Genomic DNA, 19,145 nt, shown 5'->3' on the forward strand with positions numbered 1-19,145 from the left:
TGTGGGCGCCCTCCGGACGGGTACCCGAGTGTCGAACTCGATTCCCGAAGAGAGGTTGTTGCAGTGACGACGATCGAGAAGTCCGTGGACGTCGAGGTCCCGGTCACGACGGCGTACAACCAGTGGACGCAGTTCGAGTCGTTCCCGCAGTTCATGGAGGGTGTCGAGCGGATCACGCAGGTGACACCCACCCGCACCCACTGGGTCACCAAGATCGGTGGCGTGACCAGGGAGTTCGACGCCGAGATCACCGAACAGCACCCGGACGAGCGGGTCGCGTGGCACACCGTGGACGGCCCGCCGCAGGGCGGCGTGGTGACGTTCCACCGGCTCGACGACCGCCACACCCGGGTCCACGTGCAGATGGAGTACGACCCGCAGACGCTCACCGAGAAGGCGGGCGCCGCGACGGGCGTGGTCGGGCACCGCGTGTCCGGCGACTTGGAGCGGTTCAAGGAGTTCATCGAGGGCCGCGGCAGCGAGACCGGCGGCTGGCGGGGCGACGTGAGCCGTCCGCCGCAGGCCGGCGAGACGCGCCACGACCTGCCCGACGCCGGCCGACCGGGCGACCCGTTGCGATGAGCACGCGGGCGGTGCGGGAGCCGCGGAGACGGAACTGGTCGCACCCGCCGATCCCACGGCCCCGGCCGCCGGTCGACGGTAGCTGACAGACGGTAGCCAACAGGAGCTAACAGGACGGACGTGTCCGACAACGGGAAGGGCCCGTGAACCTCATCGTTCACGGGCCCTTCCCGTTGCTTCATCGCTTCACCGCGACGTGTTCCGCGACGTGTTCCTAGCCCTGCCTCAGCCGGTCGAACAGCTGGGACACGGACTGCCGCAGCGCCGAGGCGGCGTCACCGAGCAGCGAACCGGCCACGCGGCTGCCGTTCGGGGGCGGGTTGCCCGCCTGCGGGTCCACGTCCTGGTCCAGCAGCTCGCGCAGGACCTCCAGCACCACCTCGGGGTGGCCGAGCGGCACCGGTGCGGCGAACGTCTGCACCGAGCTGATGAGGCCCTCGTGCCGCCGGACCAGCTCGCCCACCTCGGCGCCCGCCGCCGCGCCCGCCACCAGGTGCACGGGCACCGCGCGGTCGACGAACTCGGACAGCACCTCGTCCACCTCGCGCCACGGCTCGTCCGCCGCGGGCAGCCGGCACCACATGACCTGCAGGTATTCCGTCAGCGGGCGCCACGTGCCGGGCAGGTCGCCGTGCCTGCCGACACCGGCCGGGTCGAGCACGACCACGGCCGGCGCGTCGGGCGGGCCCGCCCACACCACGGACGGACCCTCGCTCCTGGGTTCTTCCATGCGGTCACACCTCCACTACGGCGGGTTCCACGCAGTAGACCGTGTATGCCGACCGGATGACGGGTTGTGCCACGTTGCGCACCCGGACCCCGCCCGGCGTCATGCCCTGCTCGTTGCCGAAGTGCGCGTGCCCGTGCACGGCCAGGTGCGTCTCGGTCGCGTCGATCGCCTCGCCCAGCAGGTAGGAGCCGAGGAACGGGTAGATCTCCGGCGGCTCGCCGCGCAGCGTGTCCGGCACCGGCGAGTAGTGCGTCAACGCCACCTTCACGTCGGTGTCCAGGCTGTCCAGGGCGATCCGCAGCGAGTCGGCGATATCGGTGGTGTGCCGGATGAACGCCTTCATCTCCGGCTCGCCGAACGCGCTGCCGCACTTGCCCGCGAACCCGCCGCCGAAGCCCTTCACGCCCGCGACGCCCAACGTGCGGCCGTCGACGCCGATCGTGGCGGTCTCGCCCTCCAGCACGGTGATGCCCGCGTCCCGCAGCACGGCGGTGACCTCGTCCGGTTTGTCGTCGTGGTGGTCGTGGTTGCCCAGCACGGCTACCACGGGCACGGGCAGCCCGCCGAACTCGTCGGCCACCACCCGCGCCTCCGACACCGTGCCGTGCCGGGTCAGGTCACCGGCCAGCAGCAGCACGTCGGCGCGGTCCCCGAGCTGTTCCAACGCGGGCCGCAACCGGCCGCGCGCGTCCTCGCCCAGGTGCACGTCACCCACCGCGGCGATGCGAATCATCGAAGCTCCTCTCGGCCGACCGGCGCTTCGGACGGCACCACCTTCACGTCGTCGAGCACGGTCAGTTCGGGCGCCACGTCGTGGATCACCGCCTCCATCTCGGCGCGGCGTTCCGGGCTCGCCACGTCACCGGACAGCAGCACGTGGTCACCGCGCACGGTGACGCGCACGCCGAGTTCGGTGGTGCGCGGGTCCTCGGCCAACGCCTGGCGCAGCCGGGCGGCGAGGTATTGCTCTGCGGTCATCGGGTGCTCCTGGTCAGCGGGGCGGGCAGGAGGTCGAGGCGTTCGACGAGCACCAGGAACGCCTCGGCGTACGGCGAGTGCTTGGTGGTTTCGCGGACGCGATCCCAGTCGATCTGCTCGCGCAACGCGCGGGCGAACGGCAGCAGCTCGCTGAAGTCGCAGCGGTGTCCGTCGAGGACCAGCAGCTTGCTGATCATCACGTCCGTCGCCGGCATCACGGGCAGCGTCACCGAGCCGACCGGCAGCTCTTCGGCGCGGCTCAGCGTCTGGTCGGTCACGGGCATCTCGTTGGGGCGGAACAGCAGGTCCACCAGCGAGTCGCCGTCGTAGACCTTCAACAGCCAGTCCTCCGGTGGGGTCGCGGCACGCATACCGGCCGCGACCAGGGCTCTCACCGCGTCGCCCGCATCCTGCTCGCGCACCAGGATGTCCACGTCGTGTTCCGTCGCGGGCCCACCTCTGGCGTACACCGCGCACCCGCCCGCCAGGGCGAACGGGATGTCGTGCGCGCGCAGGGCCTTGGCGACCTTCGTCAACGTGCGCAGCAACTCGTCTTGGACACCGGTCATGCCTGGTGGCTACCCGTCCGGGTAGCTGTTCACACGACTGCGGGTAGCGCCGTCCGGAGCCGGGTAGCCCACCCCGTATGACTGCCACACCGCCCGACCCGGACCCGGACCGCACGCCCGGTCTGGAACCCGGTGGCGGGGTCGCCCCCGGTGAGACGCCACCCGACTCCGGCCAGACCTCCGGCCTGTCCCACCCGCAGCCCATGCCGTCCCGGCGCGGCCCCATCGTCACGCTGGTGGTGGTGCTGGTCGTGACGCTGCTGGCGTTGGCGTTCGTCGTGGCCCAGGTGATGGGCTGGACCAACCTGTTCGAGGGCCACTGACGCTGTTCGAGGGCCACTGGCGCTTCAGGGCTTGAGCGGCGGGCTCGGCTCGAGACCTTCCTTGCGGCCCAGGCCGTCGAGGAGCTGCCTCAGCGTGTCGCGGGCGTTGTGGCGGGGCGTCCAGCCGAGCCGGGTGAACGCCTTGGTCGCGTCCAGCAGCGGCATGGTGAGGGCCAGGTCGACCCAGCCGTGCGAGGTGGGCTGCAGGCGCAGCTGCCAGGTGATGCGGGCGGCCGTGCGCAGGACGGCCGGCGGGATCGGCGCGTGCCGGGTGCCCATGACCTCGGCGAGGACCTGCGGCGTGACGACCGGCTCGGAGACCAGGTTGAACGCGCCCGCGGCCTTGGTGGTGACGATCTTCGCGACGGCGTCCGCGAGGTCGTCGGCGTGCACGAACTGGAGCACCATCGCGCGCGGCAGCGGCAACACCGGCAGCCTGAACCGGAACAGGGCGTGCGGGACGAACGGGCCGAGGAAGAGGCGCTTGATCTCGGCGGCGGCGTCCGGTTGCAGCACCAGGCCGGGTCGGACGCGGGTGACGATGAGCTCGGGGTGCTCGCGTTCGACCCGGTTCAGCAGGTGCTCCACGGCCGCCTTGTGCCGGCTGTAGTAGGAGTTGGGGAGGCCGTCGGTGGGCCAGCTCTCGTCCACGGTGTGGTCTTTCGCCGCCGGCGAGTACGCACCGACGGACGACATGTGCACCAGGTGCGGGACGCCCGCCTTGACCACGGCGGTGAACACGCGGTCACTGCCCGCGACGTTGGTCTGGTAGAGCAGGCGCTCGTCGTGGCCGGGCTGGATGCGCCAGGCCAGGTGGACCACGGCGTCCGCGTCGCGGAAGACCTCGGTGAGCGGTTCCTCCGCGCCGTCGCGGCTGATGTCGACCGTGGTCCACGGGATGTCGTAGGGCGGCTCGTCCTCCGGCGGGCGGCGGGAGATGCCGTGCAGGGCCGTGCCGGGCTCGTCGGCGAACCGGCGCAGCAGGGCCGTGCCCAGATTCCCGGTGGCGCCGGTGACGACGATCCTCATGCCGGTCGGATACCCACCCGGGAGTCGTCCACTCGCGCACCCCGAGTCCTCCGGTCCGGCGCCGCGAACCGCTCGGCCGCTCAGCCGCTCGACGGCGGTGCGGGGATCGGGGACTTCTCCAGGGCCAGGGCCGCCGCGTGGAGGTTGGCCGCCATCGCCTCGCCCGTGCTCTTCGACCAGTCGTGGCCGTGCGTGGTGTCCGGGTAGTCCGGGCCGGGTCCGGGGCCCATGTTCCAGTACGTCCACGCCTGGCCGGGGATGGTGTAGCCGATGTCGGCGAGCGCGCCGGACACCTCGCTGATCACGTGGTGCGCGCCGTCCTCGTTGCCGGTCACCACGACGCCCGCCACGCGGTTGTACGCGACCGGGCGGCCCTCGTCGTCCTGCTCCGAGAGCATCGCGTCCATGCGCTCGATCACGCGCTGCGCGATGGACGACGGCCGCCCCACCCACGTCGGCGTGGCGACCACCAGGATCTCGCCGTTCAGCAACTCGTCGTGCAGGGTGGGCCACTGGTCACCCTCCCCCAGGTCGGTCACCACACCCGGCGGCACGTCGTAGTCCACCACCCGGAACGTCCGCACCTCGACGTCACGCTCCTCCAGCGCCTTCACGACGACGTCCGCCAACATCTGCGTGTTCGACGGCTCGGGCGACTTCTTCAGCGAGCAGTTGAGCACCACAGCCCTCATCGGGGCACACCTCCGCATCAGGTAGACCAGAGCCGGGGGTACCCCGGGCGATCACGGCGAACCGGCGCCCGAAAATGCGTTGCCGTGACGGCGGGGAGATCGCCAAGCTCGCGGGATGGTCTACGTCCCGCGCAACGACATGCCCCACGCGGACGGTCGCGCCGGTATCGACGCGGCACTGGTGAAGCGCCTGATCGCGAGCCAGTTCCCGCAGTGGCGCGATCTGCCGGTGACGCCGGTCGAGGTCGACGGGTGGGACAACCGCACGTACCGGCTCGGCGACGACATGAGCGTGCGGCTGCCCACCGGCGAGGGTTACGCGCCGGCCGTGGAGAAGGAGCACCGGTGGCTGCCGGTGCTCGCGCCGTCGTTGCCCGTTCCGGTGCCCGTGTCGCTGGCGATGGGCGAACCGGGCGAGGGCTACCCGTTCCACTGGTCGGTCCGCCGCTGGCTGGACGGGCAGACCGCCGCACCCGACCGCATCGACGACCTCCCCGCGTTCGCGGTCTCGATCGCCGACTTCATCCGCGCCCTGCAGCGCATCGACGCGACGGACGGGCCGCCTGCCGGTGCGCACTGCTTCTACCGGGGCACGCCGCCCGCGCACTACGACGACTGGACCCAGAGCGCGCTGACCAAGTTGGAGGGGCGCATCGACACCGAGCGGGCGGCGGCCGTGTGGGACGACGCCCTCCGCGCACCTGCTTGGGCCGGGCCGCCGGTCTGGTTCCACGGCGACATCGCGAGCGGCAACCTGCTGGTCGACGGCGGGAAGCTGACCGCGGTCATCGATTTCGGCGGGTCCGGCGTCGGTGACCCGGCCTGCGACCTCGTGATCGCGTGGACGATGTTCTCGGGCGAGAGCCGGGAGGCGTTCCGCGACGCGGTGGACCTCGACACCGCCACCTGGGCACGGGCGCGCGGCTGGGCGTTGTGGAAGGCCCTCATCACGCTCGCCGACGAGACCGATGAGACGCGGGCCGCCATCAACCACCGGGTGGTCGACGAGATCCTGAACGACGCGCCATGACGCCGAAGGGGGGTGCCTCCGCAGCGGAGGCACCCCCCTTTTCGGATCAACACTGTCGGATCAACACTGTGGATCAGCGTCGGATCAGCGGTTGACGGTCAGGTCGCGCGCGGAGGCGTAGCGTTCCCGCACCCACGGGGTCGGGTCGGCCTCCACCGCGGTCGACGCGAGTTCCGTCCACAGCGGCGGCGCGTCCGCACCGCTCGCCGCCCACGCCGCCTGCCGGGCGGCGCCGTCGGCCACGTACTCGCTCGGCGACGGCACGACCACCGGGCAGCCGAACACGGCGGGCGCGAGCCGCTGCACGGCGGGCATCCGGGCCCCGCCGCCGATCAGCAGCACCCGCGACACCGGCATACCGAGGGCCACCAGCGCGTCGATCGCGTCGGCCAGGCTGCACAGCAGGCCCTCGACCGCGGCGCGCGCCAGGTGCGCCGGGGTCATGGTGTCCAGCCGCAGGCCGTGCAACGCGCCGGTGGAGTCGGGCTTGTTCGGCGTCCGCTCGCCCTCCAGGTACGGCACGAACACCAGCCCGTCCGCACCCGCCGGAGCGCTCAACGCCAGGTCGGACAGTGAAGGCAGGTCGACGCCCAGCATGTCCGCCGTCGCGTCGAGCACCCGTGACGCGTTGAGGGTGCACACGAGCGGCAGGTGGCCGCCCTCCGCGTCGGCGAAGCCGTTGACGATGCCGGTGCCGTCGGCGACCGGGTTCGGCCACCGCGCGAACGCCGTGCCGGACGTGCCGATGGACACCACGACGTCACCGGGCTGCGCCTGCACGCCCAGTGCCGCCGCCGCGTTGTCGCCCGCGCCCGCGCCGAACCGGCCGACGAGTTCCGCCGGACCGAGCACCCGCGGCAGCGCGACGACCTTGCCCAGCGCCAGTTCCAGCAGGTCCGGTCGGTAGTCCTCTGTGGACGGCGACCAGTAGCCGGTGCCGCTGGCGTCGCTGCGGTCGGTGGTCAGGGCGTCCAACGACGTCCCGCCGGACAGCTTCCAGGTCAGCCAGTCGTGCGGCAGGCACACCGCCGCCGTGCGACCGACCGACTCCGGCTCGTGCGCCGCCAGCCACCGCAGCTTGGTCACCGTCAAAGACGCGACCGGGACGCTGCCGATCGCCTCGGCCCACTTGTCCGGACCGCCCAGCTCGACGGTGAGGTCGGCCGCCGCCGCCGCGGAACGGGTGTCGTTCCACAGCAACGCCGGCCGCACCACCTCGCCGGAGGAATCCAGCGTCACCATGCCGTGCTGCTGCGCGGCCACCGACACGGCGGCCACGTCGTCCAGACCGCCCGCGTCCGCGATGGCCGTCTGCAGCGCGTCCCACCACGCGGAGGGGTGCACCTCGGTGCCCGTCGGGTGCGCCGCACGCCCTTGCCGCACAAGGGCACCGGTGTCCGCGTCGCGCACCACCACCTTGCAGGACTGGGTGGACGAGTCGACGCCCGCGACGAGCGCCATCAGCGCGCGCCCAACAGGTGCTCGGTCGCCAACTGCGCGAGGCGCACGAACCCGAAGCCGCGCTCACCGGCGACGGCCGGGTCGAAGTCCTCGCCCTTCAGGAAGTCCGCGATCGACTCGCCCGGGTTCAGGGTCGGCTCGGCCAGTTCGTACACGCCGCTGGCCTTCAGCGCCTCCTGCACCTCGGGGTCGGCGCGGAACGCCGTCGCCCGCTCGCGCAGCAGCTTGTAGGTGCGCATGTTGGCCGCCGCGCTCTCCCACACGCCGTCGAAGTCCTCGGTGCGCAGCGGCTTGTAGTCGAAGTGCCGCGGGCCTTCGTAGCCGCCGTTCTCCAGCAGGTCCACCAGGAAGAACGCGGACAGCAGGTCGCCCTGGCCGAACACGAAGTCCTGGTCGTAGCGCGGGCCCTTCTGGCCGTTGAGGTCGATGTGGAAGAGCTTGCCCTGCCACAGCGCCTGGCCGATGCCGTGCACGAAGTTGAGGCCCGCCATCTGCTCGTGGCCGACCTCGGGGTTCACGCCGACCAACTCGTGGTGCTCCAGCGTCGAGATGAACGCCAGGGCGTGGCCGATCGTCGGCAGCAGGATGTCGCCGCGCGGCTCGTTGGGCTTGGGCTCCAGCGCGAAGCGGAAGCCGTAGCCCTGGTCGATCGAGTACTGCGCGACCGTGTCGACGGCCTCGCGGTAGCGGTCGAGGGCGGCGTGCACGGGCTTGCCGGCATCGACCTCCGAGCCTTCGCGGCCACCCCACATCACGATGGTCTCCGCGCCGAGTTCGGCCGCCAGCTCCAGGTTGCGCAGCACCTTGCGCAGCGCGAACCGGCGCACCGAGCGGTCGTTGCTGGTGAAGCCGCCGTCCTTGAACACCGGGTGGGTGAACAGGTTGGTGGTCACCATGGGCACGACCATGCCGGTCTCGTCCAACGCCGCGCGGAACGCGCTGACGCGCTTGTCCCGCTCCGCCGCGTCCGCGCCGAAGGGGAACAGGTCGTCGTCGTGGAACGTGATGCCCCACGCACCGAGCTCCGAGAGCTTGCGCACCGCCAGCGGCGCGTCCAGCACGGGGCGGGTCGCGTCGCCGAACGGGTCGCGTCCCTGCCAGCCGACCGTCCACAGACCGAAGCTGAACTTGTCCACGAGGGCACCTCCAATAAGTTTGATGCCTGAACTTATCGCACTCAGCCGCTAGTATCCAGTGGTGTCCAGACCGCAGCCCGCGAGCCAGCACACCGTGCGACGGCACAACTCCGCCCTCGTGCTCGACGCGATCGCCGAGACGCCGGGCTCGTCGCGCGCGGCCGTCGCCGCCCGCACCGGCCTGACCAAGGCGACCGTGTCGAGCCTGGTGGACCGGATGATCGGCGCCGGGCTCGTCGCCGAGGGCGAGGCGCAGGCGCGATCCGGTCCGGGCAGGCGCGGCACGGCGCTGCACCTGTCCCCCACCGGACCGCACGGGCTCGGCGTCGAGATCGGGGTCGACTACCTGGCGACGTGCCTGGTCGACCTCACCGGACGGGTGCGGGCGCGGTGGCTGCGGCCCAGCGACAATCGTGCCTCCTCCCCCGCCCGCGTGCTGGCCAAGGTGGCGACGGCGGTGCGGACGGCGGTGAAGCAGGACGTGCCGATCGGCGGGGTCGGCGTGGCCGTGCCCGGTCTGGTCGAGGTGGCCGGCGGGTCGCTGCGGGTCGCGCCGAACCTGGGCTGGCGCGAGGTGGACATCCGGGGCGAGCTGACCCGCCGGATGGCGCTGGACGTGCCGGTGCTGGTGGGCAACGAGGCGAACCTGGCCGCGTTGGCCGAGCTGTGGCACGGGGACGTGGCGGCGGATTTCGTGCACATCTCCGGTGAGATCGGCATCGGCGCCGGGATCGTGGTGGGCGGCGGGCTGTTCGAGGGCGTGTCCGGGTTCGGGGGCGAGATCGGCCACCTGTCGGTCGACCCGCGCGGGCCGCAGTGCGCGTGCGGGTCGCGGGGGTGTCTGGAGCGGCTGGCCGGGCAGGACGAGATCGTGCGCGCGGCGGGCGTCTCGGGCGTGGACGAACTGCTGGCACGGCTGGCCTCGGGCGACCGCACGGCCACGACGGCGGTGCGGTCGGCGGCCAAGTGGTTGGGCGTGGCGCTGTCCGGCGCGGTGAACCTCCTGGACCTGCCCACAGTGGTCCTGGGCGGCACCTACGCCCGCCTGGAACCGTGGCTGCGGGAGCCCCTGCACGCCGAGTTGGACCGCCGCGTGGTCAGCGCCGAGTGGTCCCCGGTGCGGGTGGTCGCCTCGTCCCTGGGCGCCGAGGCCGCCGTGCGCGGCGCCGCGACCACCGCCGTCCGCGCGATCCTCGCCGACCCCGACCCGTACGTGAACTCGGTCCTGGCCTGACCTACGCGTCCAGGACCGCCAGGAGCGCCTGGTAGGTGTGCTCCGGGTCGCCTTCACGGGAGAGGATGACCACGGGTTGGCGGGCGGCGATGACGGCCATCAGGTTGTCGTGCATGTCCGACAGCTCGCGCGGCGTGGCCTGGATGGTGTCGCGCTCGGCGAAGCGGCGCAGGGCGTTCTCCTTCGAGTCGAACAGGACGATCTCGTGGAACGTCGCGCCGACGTCGGCGGCCAGGCGGGCGAGGCGCTCCAGGAACTCCGGGCGGCCCAGGAACTGGGGCACGACCACGTCGTGACCGGACGTCAGGTGCGTGCGGGCGGCGGCGATCGCGATGTCCCGCGCCAGCCGCCCGGCCCGCGGCAGGTCGCCGCTGATCAGGTCGCGCACCCGGTCGACGTCCAGCGCCAACGCGGGCGGGTGGTCCTCGGCGTAGCGGCGGGCGATGGTCGACTTGCCGCACCCCGGCGGGCCGTTCAACACGATCAGGAGGGCCACACCCCCGAGACTAGCGGTGGGACGGCGCCGTGTGCCGGGACGACTACGCTGTGTCTTCACCCGAATGCACTCGCCGGATGCGGACACACTCCGGCCGCCCGTCTGACAGCCTGTACGGCACATTTGACGTTGCCGAGCAGGTGCGGACAATCGGGGATACTGGGGCAGGGGGTGGACCGGTGCCGCGTGGAGAGCGCCCGTTGGACGTCGGCGACAGCTCGTTGCTCAAGTTCGCCGCCGACCTGCGGTCGTTGCGGGACAAGGCGGGCGGGTACAGCTACCGGCAGTTGGGCGCACGCGCCCACTACTCGGCGACGACGCTGTCGGACGCGGCGGGCGGGCGGAAGCTGCCGACGCTCGCGGTGACGTTGGCGTACGTGCGCGCCTGCGAGGGCGACGTGGCCGAGTGGGAGGACCGGTGGCGGCAGGTCGCCGCCGAGGTGCTGCCCAGCCCGGAGCCGGAGCCCGACGAGGGCCACCCGCCGTACTCGGGCCTGGCCGCCTACGGCACCGAGGACGCCGAGTGGTTCTTCGGCCGCGACCACCTGCTGGACGACCTGGAGCAGCGCATCGCGCACCGGCGGTTGGTCGCGGTGTTCGGCGCGTCCGGCGCGGGCAAGTCGTCGCTGCTGCGCGCCGGCCTGGTGCCGCGGATGACCGGCCGGGTCGTGGTCACCACGCCGAGCGAGACGGCCGAGCCGGACCTGGACGCCGACCTGCTGATCGTGGACCAGTTCGAAGAGGTCTTCACGCTGTGGCAGGACGTCGAGCAGCGCGCGGCGTACGTCGACGCGCTGCTGACCGCCCGGTGCAAGGTCGTGCTCGGCGTGCGGGCCGACTTCTACGGGCACTGCGCGCAGCACCCGGCGCTGGTGGAGGCGCTGACCGACGGCCAACTGCTGCTCGGGCCGATGGGTCCCGAGGAACTGCGCCAGGTGATCATGCAGCCCGCCGTGAAGGCGTCGTGCACGGTGGAGACGGCGCTGGTGTCCCGGCTCATCGCGGACGCCACCGGTCAGGCCGGCGTGCTGCCGCTGATGTCCCACGCGCTGCTGGAAACCTGGCGGCGTCGGCGCGGCACCACGTTGACGCTGGCCGGGTACGAGGCGGCCGGCGGCATCCAGCACGCCATCGCGCAGACCGCCGAACGCACCTACACGTCGTTGGAGAAGCAGCAGCGCGCGTTGGCGCGACAGGTCTTCCTGCGGCTCACCGCGCTCGGCGACGGCACCGAGGACACCAAGCGGCGGCTGCCCCGTGCCGAACTCGACGACGACGTGGACGTGGACGTCGTGCTCGACCGGCTGGCGCACGCCCGGCTGCTCACCCTGGACCGGGACAGCGTGGAGATCGCGCACGAGGCGCTGATCCGCTCCTGGCCCCGGCTGCGCGGCTGGCTCGCCGAGGACCGGGACGGGCTGCGCACCATGCGCCAGCTCACCGAGGCCGCGGCCACCTGGGACTCGCTCGGCCGCGACCCGGACGCGCTGTACCGGGGTTCGCGGCTGGACACCGCGGTCGAGTGGACGCGGCGGGACGGCGTGCGCACCAGCGCCCAGGAGCGGGACTTCCTGGCCGACAGCCTCCAGGCCCGCGAACGGGAACGGCGGCTCGCGCACCGGCGCACCCGCAGGCTGCGGCAGCTCGTCGCGTTATTGGCCGTGCTGCTGCTGCTCGCGGGCACCGCCGTGGTCGTCGCGATCCGGTCGCAGAAGGAGGCCGCCGACGGCTGGCGCACCTCGGCCTCCTGGTACGTGGCCAACCAGTCGCAGCAGCTGCGCAGCAGCGACGCGGGGCTCGCCGACCAGCTCGCCATCGCCGCGTACAACCTCAACCCGACCAACGAGACGCGCAACGGCGTGCTCAGCGCGCTCGCGGCGAACGCACGGGACCCGGCCGCCCGCCCGGCGTTCGCCTCCGCCCAGGCCCGGAGCCCGGACGGTGTGCCGCAGCCGACCACCCGCGTGCTCGGCCCCGCCGACGAGACCGTGACGTCGATCGCCGTGGACGGCGCGGACCAGGCGTTCGCCACGACGTTGGTGGACGAGGTGGCGAAGGTCTGGGACGTCACGGACATCACCGCCGAAGTCGCGCACACCTTCGACTTCCGGGTGGAGCGGATCGTGCTCGACCCGGCCCGCGCCCGCACCCTGGTCACCGTGTCGAACCTCCGCGAGGTCGCGGTGTGGGACTGGTCGGCCCCGGGCCGGCCGGTCAAGCGGTCGCAGCTGCCCGGCCACGCGCGCCCGGTCACCGGCGTCGTCTACAGCCCCGACGGGGAGGTCGTCGTGACCTACGACGACACGGGCGCCGTCCGGCTGTGGGACGTGTCCGACCCGGCGCGGCCACTGCGGATCGGGGAGCTGAACACCGGCCTGGAGGTCACCGCGGCCACGTTGTCGGAGGACAACCGCACCCTGGCGCTCGGCTGCGCGAACGGCGAGGTCCGACTGCTCGACCTGACCGATCGGTCGGCGCCGAAGGAGATGTGGTCCCGCAAGGCGCACCGGGGAGCGATCCACTCGCTGGGCTTCCGCCACGACGACACCGCCCTCGCCAGCGTCGGCAAGGAGGACAAGGTGGCGCTGTGGGACGTGTCGGACCCGACGCGGCCGGTCGAGCTGGGACGGATCAACGGGTCCACCAAGGGCGTCTACGGGGTGGCGTTCGGCGACACCCCGCACCAGGTGGTCACGTCCAGGTCGGACGGCACGACGCGCACCTGGGAGTTCGACTTCGACACGGCGGTGCGGACGATGTGCGACGCGGTGGAGGCGCACATCTCCCGCGAGGAGTGGCAGCAGTACGTGGGGGCGATCGGCGCGCTGGAGTACAGCCGTCCGTGTGCCTGAGATGGCGTATCACCCGGCCCGGACGGATAATCACGCCGTGACCACCCCGCGTGACGACGACCGCACCGAAGCGCTGCCCGCGAGCCCGGTACCGGACGGCCCGCCGGCGGTGGGTCCGCGCGACACCGGGCCGAGCACCGTCGAACCCACGCCGCCGCCGATCGCCTCACCCGGCACACCGGACCTGGCGGCCGGGCCGCCCGCGAAGCTCAAGCCGACCAGGATCAGCGGCACCTGGGTCGCGGTGCTGGCCTCGATCGTCGTGCTGATCGTGCTGCTGGTGTTCATCCTGCAGAACCTCACCGGCGCCACGATCAACTTCCTCGGCCTGGCGGGCACGCTGCCGCTGGGCGTGGCGCTGCTGTTCGCGGCGATCGCCGGCGCGATCGTGGTGGCCCTGGTCGGCGCAGCCCGGATCATGCAGCTGCGCCGCCAGGCCAAACGAGGGCTGCGCTAGACCCATCGGGGCTGGACCCATCGGGGCCTCAGACCGTCGAACAGGTCCTGCCGTTCAGCGTGAAGCCGGTGGGTGTGACGTTGCTGCCCTGCCAGCTCGCCTGGAATCCGAAGTCCACCGAGCCACCCGCCGCGATGGTCCCGTTCCAGCCCTCGTTGGTCACCGTCACGGCGGCGCCGGACTGCGACGCCTTGCCGTTCCAACTGTTGGTGATCTGCTGGCCGTTCGCGAACGACCAGCCCAGGCTCCAGCCCGTGACGGCGCCGGTGCCCCGGTTGGTGATCTTCACCGACCCGGTGAAGCCGCCTCCCCACTGGCTGACGACCTGGTACCGCACCTCACACGCGCCGGCCGGCGGCTGGCTCGTGGTGGTCGTGGTCGGCCCAGTGGTGGTGGTGGTCGTGGTGGTGGTGGTGGTCGACGAGGTCGGGCTCGTCGACGTGGGCGTGGTGCTCGTAGTGCTCGTGGGGTGAATGGTGGTGATGCCGCCGTTCGGGTCGGCGACGAGGATGCCGCGCCCGTTGGTGCCCAGGTAGACGCGGCCGTAGACGCGCGGGTCACCGGTGATGGCCTCACCCATGTTCCCGTACTGGTGGGCGTCGTCGTTGATCTGCACCCAGCCCCGGCCGGCCTCGTCGTCGGACCGGTACACGCCGGTCTTGCCGTTGAGGGTCATCACCGCGTAGAGCGCGGGATAGGTGTTGCCCTCCCTGGGCTTGCCGAAGCCGATGTTGACCGCGCTGGTGACGGAATCGGGCCAGATCTCCGTGACGGTCGCGGCGGAGTCGGTCGAGCGGAAGACGCCGCCCTCGCCCGCCAGCCAGAGGTGCCCTTCGTGGCCGGGCACCGCGTGCAGCTTGCTCACGTCCGCGGTCGCGCCCGCGGTGAACGTCGCGCCGCCGTCCGTGCTGAGGTAGACGGTGTCGTTCGCCAGCCCGTAGAACTTGTTCGGGTTGACCCGGTCGGATTCGACCACGGCGCCGGCCGGGATGCCGGTGGACGGCGTCCACGAGTTGCCGAAGCCCACCGAGTAGTGCACGCCCGCGCCCTGCGGGCTCCACAGGAACCGGCTGCCGTCCGCCGCCGCGGCGATCGTGCCGCCACCGGTGACGCCGCCGGGTTCGCTGCCCTGGAACCAGTTCGCGCCGCCGTCGGTGGAGAACGCCGCCCGCATGTCGTTGGGCCGCGCGGTCTTGTCGAAGTCGCCCGACCGCACCATGACCGCCGGGTTCTTCTCCGCGTAGTCCAGGCTCCTGGTGGTGGTGAAGTACGGCTGCTGGAACATCATCGCCGGCACCTTGGTCAGGTCCGTGTGCCGGAACCCGCCGATGTCACCGAGACCGCTGATCAGCGGCGCGCCCGTCGGCGGGCTGACCAGGTCGAGCACCGCGGTCTCCTCCAGGCCCGCCGCGGTGGGCCTGATGGTGATCTGGCCGCCGTTGTCCCACTTCAGCAGGTCCGTGGCGCCGTAGATGGTGGCGCCCGTGCCGTACATCATCCGGTTGGAGTCGAACGGGTCGATCTCCAGCGACTCGACCATCCAGCCCAGCTTCGGCGTGACCTCCGGCGGCTGCGGGTTCTCGCCGAAGCTCAGCCACGGCGAGGAGCTGATGTCCATGGTGTAGCGGAAGCTGCGGTTCGGAAAACTGGTGAAGTCCCACGCCCGCGTCCACGTCGCGCCGCCGTCGGTGCTGCGGAAGATGATGATGTCCGGCCACCAGGAGATCTGGGTGGCGACCATCAGCGTGTTCGGGTTCTGCCGGTCGATGGTGAGACCGCTGTAGCCGAAGTAGTCGTCGGAGCTGCTGGACGGGACGGGGCTGATCTGGGTCCAGGCGCCGGTCGCGGTGTTGTACTTCCACACGTCGCCCTTGCCGCCGTCGTACGGGCCGCCGGTGTCGCTGGTGGCCAGGTAGAGGAAGCCGCCCGCGGTGTCCAGCTCGCCCTGGTGCGCGATGTAGCCGGTCGGCTGGCCGGCCAGCCGGGTCCACGTCGCGCCCGCGTCCGTGCTGCGGTAGACGGTGTTCTCCTTGTCGGCGACGCCGACGTAGATCGTCTTCGTGGGGCTGCCCGCCGTCGAGGAGCGCGGGTCGTAGGTCACCCAGACCACGCCCTGGATGTCGTTGGCGTAGCCGTTGGGGTCGTTGGGGTCGGCGACGTAGTTGCCGGGGTTGGGGAAGCTCGTCACCTGCGACCACGTGGCGCCGCTGTCGGTGCTGCGCCACAGGCCCTTGCCGCTGGGCGCGCCGAAGTACAGCACCCGGCCGTCGTTGGGGTCGACGGACAGCCGCTCGCCCATGCCGCGGCCCGGCATGTTGCCGCCGACCTTGAACGGCAGCTGGGTCGTCTGCCACGTCCTGCCGCGGTCCGAGGAGCGCAGGATCGCGCCGTTGTTGGGGTCCCAGCTGTTGGTGTACATGCCGACGGCGGCGTACACCTTGTCCGCGTTCTTGGGGTCCGGCGCGATGCTCGCCACGCCGTTGTAGCCCCACTTGTCCCAGCCGACCCAGTCCAGCAACGGGATCCAGCGGCCGGTGGTCTTGTCCCACCGGTACGCGCCGCCGATGTCGGTGCGCGCGTAGATCAGGTCCTTCTCGGCCGGGCTGAACACGATGCCCGGCACGAACCCGCCGCCCGCGATCTCCACGTTGCGCCAGTTGTGCGGCTGGACGATCCCCGTGGCGGAGGGCTCCGCCGCCGGGCTCGTCGCGGTGGAGACCAGCACGACACCCAGTGCGGCCACGGCCGCGGTGGTCAACGCCAGAAGCCGTCGTCTCATGGCTGTTGCGCTCCTTTGCGCAGGGGGGGTGGGAGGAGGCGGTGGGCGAGAGGGATCCGCCTCCCCCCGGGCTGTGCGCAAACTCTGGGAGCGCTCCCAGAGTTTGCAGAATTGGACCGTAGCCAGGCGAATCGGTCGGCGGCAAGAGGGCGAGCTACGCCATCCGAGTGAAGTGCGAGATGTGTTCAGCCCGTTGGTGTCGAATGCGTCGAACCGAGCGTCGAATCGCTTCGAAAAAGGCCGCGACCCGAGCCTGGGGCTCGGGTCGCGGCACGCTCGTCAAGATCCGGACGGGGGCCGGACCCGGTTCGAGACGGGGTCGGACGCGAGGTCGGTCAGCGCCCGTTCAGGCGCTCGACCGGGTGACCATCGCGGTCGGCAGGAGCAGGAACGGCGGGAGGTTCTCCTCGCCGGCCAGCTCCGCCATGAGCCGCCACGTCATGGTGCGCCCCAACTGCTCCACGTCCTGCCGGATCGTGGTCAGCGGCGGCACCGCGGTGGAGGCGATCATCAGGTCGTCGAACCCGACCACGGCCACGTCGTCGGGCACCCGCTTGCCGTGCGCGTGCAGGGTCTGCAACGCGCCCAGTGCCATGATGTCCGCGCCGACGAAGACCGCGTCCAGGTCCGGTGCCCGTTTGAGCAGGTCGGCCATGGCGACCGCGCCGCTCTCCGGGGTGAAGTCGCCGTACGCGACCAGGTCGGTGTCGAGCCGGGCCTGGCTCAGCCCGCGCTTCCAGCCCGAGAGCCGGTCCATGCCCACCGCCATGTCCCGCGGACCGGCGATGGTGGCGATGCGCTTGCGACCCAGCGAGACCAGGTAGCGAGCCGCCTCCATGGCGCCGTTGAAGTTGTCCGAGTCCACATAGGGCACTCCACCGGCGCCGAGGGGCCTGCCGCCGACCACGGTCGGCAGGCCCGCGTCGGCGAGCGTGCGGGGCAGCGGGTCCTGACCGTGCAGGCTGATCACCAGCACGCCGTCCACGTGACCGCCGCAGAGGTAGTTGACGAGGTCCTGCTCGTCGCCTTCCTTGCTCATCATGAGGACGAGCTGCACCCGCTTGCCCGCCAACTCGGCGTGCACGCCGCGCAGCACGCCGGCGAAGAACGGGTCGGCCAGCACCCGGCTGCCCTGCTCGGACACGACCAGGGCGATGCAGTTGGCCCGGCTGCCCGCGAGCGTCCGAGCCGCCTGGTTGGGGCTGTAGCCGAGCTTCCCGATGGCCTGGTGCACGGCCTCGCGCGCCTTCGAGCTGACGTACGGCTCGCCGTTGATCACCCGGGACACGGTCGACTTCGACACCCCGGCTGCCCGAGCGACCTCCTCGAGCCGGGTGTTGGGTCGTCGCGCCTTGGGCGGGTCAACGGCATCTGTCACGGAGCGACCGTCGCCGCGAGAGCGTTGCCACGGGCAACCTGCGAGTACCACATGGCGCTCATCTTAGGCGTCCGGACCTGGGTCTCGTAGTCGACATGCACGATCCCGAACCGCTTGGCGTAGCCCTCGGCCCACTCGAAGTTGTCCATCAGCGACCACGCGAAGTAGCCGCGGAGGTCGACACCGGCCTCGATGGCCGCGTGAGCCGCCCTCAGGTGCGACTCGATGTAGCCCAGCCGCTCGGTGTCGTGGATCGAGCCGTCGTCGTTGACGGAGTCGCGGTAGGCGGCGCCGTTCTCGGTGACGTACAGGGGGATGTCGGGGTAGTCCTGGTGCACCCGCACGAGCACCTTGTAGAGGCCGTCCGGCTGCACCTCCCAGTCCATGTCGGTGCGCGGCAGGCCGCGGCTGGGGAACGTGACGTGCTCCGCTCCGACCCACGGTGACCCGGTCGGGCGACGTCCGTTGGTCTGGACCTGGCCCGAAGAATCGGACGCAGCGGAGTCCGGTGCGGGGGTGCCGCTGACGAAGTGCTCGGCGTAGTAGTTGACGCCCAGCTGGTCCAACGGCGCGGAGATGATCTCCAGGTCGTTCTCGCGGATGTGCTTCGAGAAGCCGTACGGCTCCAGGTCCTCCACGATGTCCGCCGGGTACTCGCCCTTGAACAGCGGGTCCAGGAAGATCCGGTTCTGCAGGCCGTCGAGCCGGCGGGCGGCGTCGAGGTCGGCCGGGTCGTCCGGGTCCGCCGGGATGATCGGGTACATGTTGAGCGTGATGCCGATCTTGGCGTTCGGCGCCTGCTCGCGGATCGCCGCGGTGGCCAGGCCGTGGGCCAGCAGCAGGTGGTGCACGGCCGCGACGGCGGCCTCCGGCTCCTGGCGACCGGGCGCGTGGACGCCGGCGGCGTAGCTGAGCAGCGACGAGCACCACGGCTCGTTGAGCGTGGTCCAGTTGTCCACCCGGTCGCCCAGCGCGCCGACGACCGACTCGGCGTACTCGGCGAAGCGGTACGCGGTGTCCCGGTTGGCCCAGCCGCCCTCGTCCTCGAGGGTCTGCGGGAGGTCCCAGTGGTAGAGGGTCAGCCACGGGGTGATGTTGTTCTCGAGCAGCTTGTCGACCAGCCGGGAGTAGAAGTCCAGGCCGGCCTGGTTGACCGGACCGGCGTCCGGGCGGATGCGCGGCCACGCCGTGGAGAACCGGTAGGCGTGCAGGCCGAGGTCGACCATCAGCTGGACGTCCTCGTCCACTCGGTGGTAGTGGTCGACGGCGGGGTCGCCCGTGTCACCACCGACCACCGCGCCGGGAACCTTGCAGAACGTGTCCCAGATGGACGCGGTGCGACCGTCCTCGGTGGTCGCTCCTTCGATCTGGAACGCCGCGGTCGCGGCGCCCCACACGAATCCCTCGGGAAAGGAAATC

At 71.7% G+C, this 19,145-nt stretch carries 18 protein-coding genes; 6 read left to right on the forward strand and 12 right to left on the reverse strand.

Translation table 11 applies throughout. From position 1 onward, the window contains the following. Positions 1-63: 63 nt before the first annotated feature. Positions 64-582 (forward strand): SRPBCC family protein, encoded by a 519-nt coding sequence (locus FM051_RS15385; RefSeq protein WP_158843640.1) that lies wholly within the window; start codon positions 64-66, stop codon positions 580-582. A gap of 214 nt (positions 583-796) precedes the next feature. Here the strand turns inward: FM051_RS15385 and FM051_RS15390 are convergent, their stop codons facing one another. The 4 genes from FM051_RS15390 to FM051_RS15405 are packed head-to-tail and all read right to left on the reverse strand — an operon-like array spanning position 797 to position 2,859. Next, complete coding sequence (locus FM051_RS15390; RefSeq protein WP_158843641.1) at positions 797-1,312, reverse strand: hypothetical protein; 516 nt, start codon at positions 1,310-1,312, stop codon at positions 797-799. Between the two features lie 4 nt (positions 1,313-1,316). Next, entirely contained in the window at positions 1,317-2,045 is a 729-nt protein-coding gene (locus tag FM051_RS15395) for a metallophosphoesterase family protein (protein ID WP_202918848.1), read from the reverse strand. After that, positions 2,042-2,290, reverse strand: coding sequence for a BON domain-containing protein (locus FM051_RS15400; protein WP_158843642.1), 249 nt, complete (start codon positions 2,288-2,290; stop codon positions 2,042-2,044). Before FM051_RS15400 ends, FM051_RS15395 begins: the two co-directional genes overlap by 4 nt. Further along, the gene (locus FM051_RS15405) at positions 2,287-2,859 is read right to left on the reverse strand and encodes a nucleotidyltransferase family protein (RefSeq protein WP_158843643.1); all 573 of its coding nucleotides are present in this window, start codon (positions 2,857-2,859) and stop codon (positions 2,287-2,289) included. Before FM051_RS15405 ends, FM051_RS15400 begins: the two co-directional genes overlap by 4 nt. Positions 2,860-2,936: 77 nt before the next feature. Here FM051_RS15405 and FM051_RS15410 point away from each other — a divergent pair, with 77 nt between their 5' ends. Further along, positions 2,937-3,182, forward strand: coding sequence for a DUF6480 family protein (locus FM051_RS15410; protein WP_158843644.1), 246 nt, complete (start codon positions 2,937-2,939; stop codon positions 3,180-3,182). 24 nt (positions 3,183-3,206) lie between these two features. Here FM051_RS15410 and FM051_RS15415 read toward each other — a convergent pair whose 3' ends face one another. After that, positions 3,207-4,211: an NAD-dependent epimerase/dehydratase family protein gene (locus FM051_RS15415; protein ID WP_158843645.1), complete on the reverse strand. Its 1,005-nt coding sequence runs from the start codon at positions 4,209-4,211 to the stop codon at positions 3,207-3,209. 80 nt (positions 4,212-4,291) lie between these two features. Continuing rightward, positions 4,292-4,903, reverse strand: a complete 612-nt coding sequence (locus tag FM051_RS15420) for a flavodoxin family protein (protein WP_158843646.1) — start codon at positions 4,901-4,903, stop codon at positions 4,292-4,294. A 115-nt stretch (positions 4,904-5,018) separates the two neighbouring features. On the opposite strand from FM051_RS15420, the gene FM051_RS15425 reads away from it, so the two are divergent. Next, positions 5,019-5,933, forward strand: coding sequence for an aminoglycoside phosphotransferase family protein (locus FM051_RS15425; protein ID WP_238412408.1), 915 nt, complete (start codon positions 5,019-5,021; stop codon positions 5,931-5,933). A gap of 84 nt (positions 5,934-6,017) precedes the next feature. Here FM051_RS15425 and FM051_RS15430 read toward each other — a convergent pair whose 3' ends face one another. Next, positions 6,018-7,394 (reverse strand): xylulokinase, encoded by a 1,377-nt coding sequence (locus FM051_RS15430; RefSeq protein WP_158843647.1) that lies wholly within the window; start codon positions 7,392-7,394, stop codon positions 6,018-6,020. Beyond that, positions 7,394-8,530 carry a xylose isomerase gene (gene xylA / locus FM051_RS15435; RefSeq protein ID WP_202918849.1) on the reverse strand — a complete coding sequence of 379 codons (1,137 nt, stop codon included), beginning with the start codon at positions 8,528-8,530 and terminating at the stop codon, positions 7,394-7,396. Before xylA ends, FM051_RS15430 begins: the two co-directional genes overlap by 1 nt. A gap of 61 nt (positions 8,531-8,591) precedes the next feature. Here xylA and FM051_RS15440 point away from each other — a divergent pair, with 61 nt between their 5' ends. After that, positions 8,592-9,764, forward strand: a complete 1,173-nt coding sequence (locus FM051_RS15440) for an ROK family transcriptional regulator (protein ID WP_202918850.1) — start codon at positions 8,592-8,594, stop codon at positions 9,762-9,764. Between the two features lies 1 nt (position 9,765). On the opposite strand, the gene FM051_RS15445 is transcribed toward FM051_RS15440, so the two are convergent. Further along, the gene (locus FM051_RS15445) at positions 9,766-10,260 is read right to left on the reverse strand and encodes an AAA family ATPase (RefSeq protein ID WP_158843648.1); all 495 of its coding nucleotides are present in this window, start codon (positions 10,258-10,260) and stop codon (positions 9,766-9,768) included. 179 nt (positions 10,261-10,439) lie between these two features. On the opposite strand from FM051_RS15445, the gene FM051_RS15450 reads away from it, so the two are divergent. Both FM051_RS15450 and FM051_RS15455 read left to right on the forward strand, forming a co-directional pair. Next, complete coding sequence (locus FM051_RS15450; protein ID WP_158843649.1) at positions 10,440-13,112, forward strand: nSTAND1 domain-containing NTPase; 2,673 nt, start codon at positions 10,440-10,442, stop codon at positions 13,110-13,112. Between the two features lie 37 nt (positions 13,113-13,149). Beyond that, positions 13,150-13,569, forward strand: coding sequence for a LapA family protein (locus FM051_RS15455; protein ID WP_420803602.1), 420 nt, complete (start codon positions 13,150-13,152; stop codon positions 13,567-13,569). 28 nt (positions 13,570-13,597) lie between these two features. Here the strand turns inward: FM051_RS15455 and FM051_RS15460 are convergent, their stop codons facing one another. The 3 genes from FM051_RS15460 to FM051_RS15470 form a co-directional block, all read right to left on the reverse strand. Then, the gene (locus FM051_RS15460; protein WP_158843650.1) at positions 13,598-16,348 is read right to left on the reverse strand and encodes a cellulose binding domain-containing protein; all 2,751 of its coding nucleotides are present in this window, start codon (positions 16,346-16,348) and stop codon (positions 13,598-13,600) included. Positions 16,349-16,694: 346 nt separating this feature from the next. Further along, a complete protein-coding gene (locus FM051_RS15465) occupies positions 16,695-17,726 on the reverse strand; it encodes a LacI family DNA-binding transcriptional regulator (RefSeq protein WP_158843651.1) in 1,032 nt (343 codons plus the stop codon). After that, positions 17,723-19,144, reverse strand: a complete 1,422-nt coding sequence (locus FM051_RS15470) for a glycoside hydrolase family 1 protein (RefSeq protein WP_158844139.1) — start codon at positions 19,142-19,144, stop codon at positions 17,723-17,725. The genes FM051_RS15465 and FM051_RS15470 overlap by 4 nt, the downstream gene beginning before the upstream one ends. Position 19,145: the final 1 nt, after the last annotated feature.

It is taken from the genome of Saccharothrix deserti (genome assembly GCF_009769385.1).
GTDB lineage: Bacteria > Actinomycetota > Actinomycetes > Mycobacteriales > Pseudonocardiaceae > Actinosynnema > Actinosynnema deserti.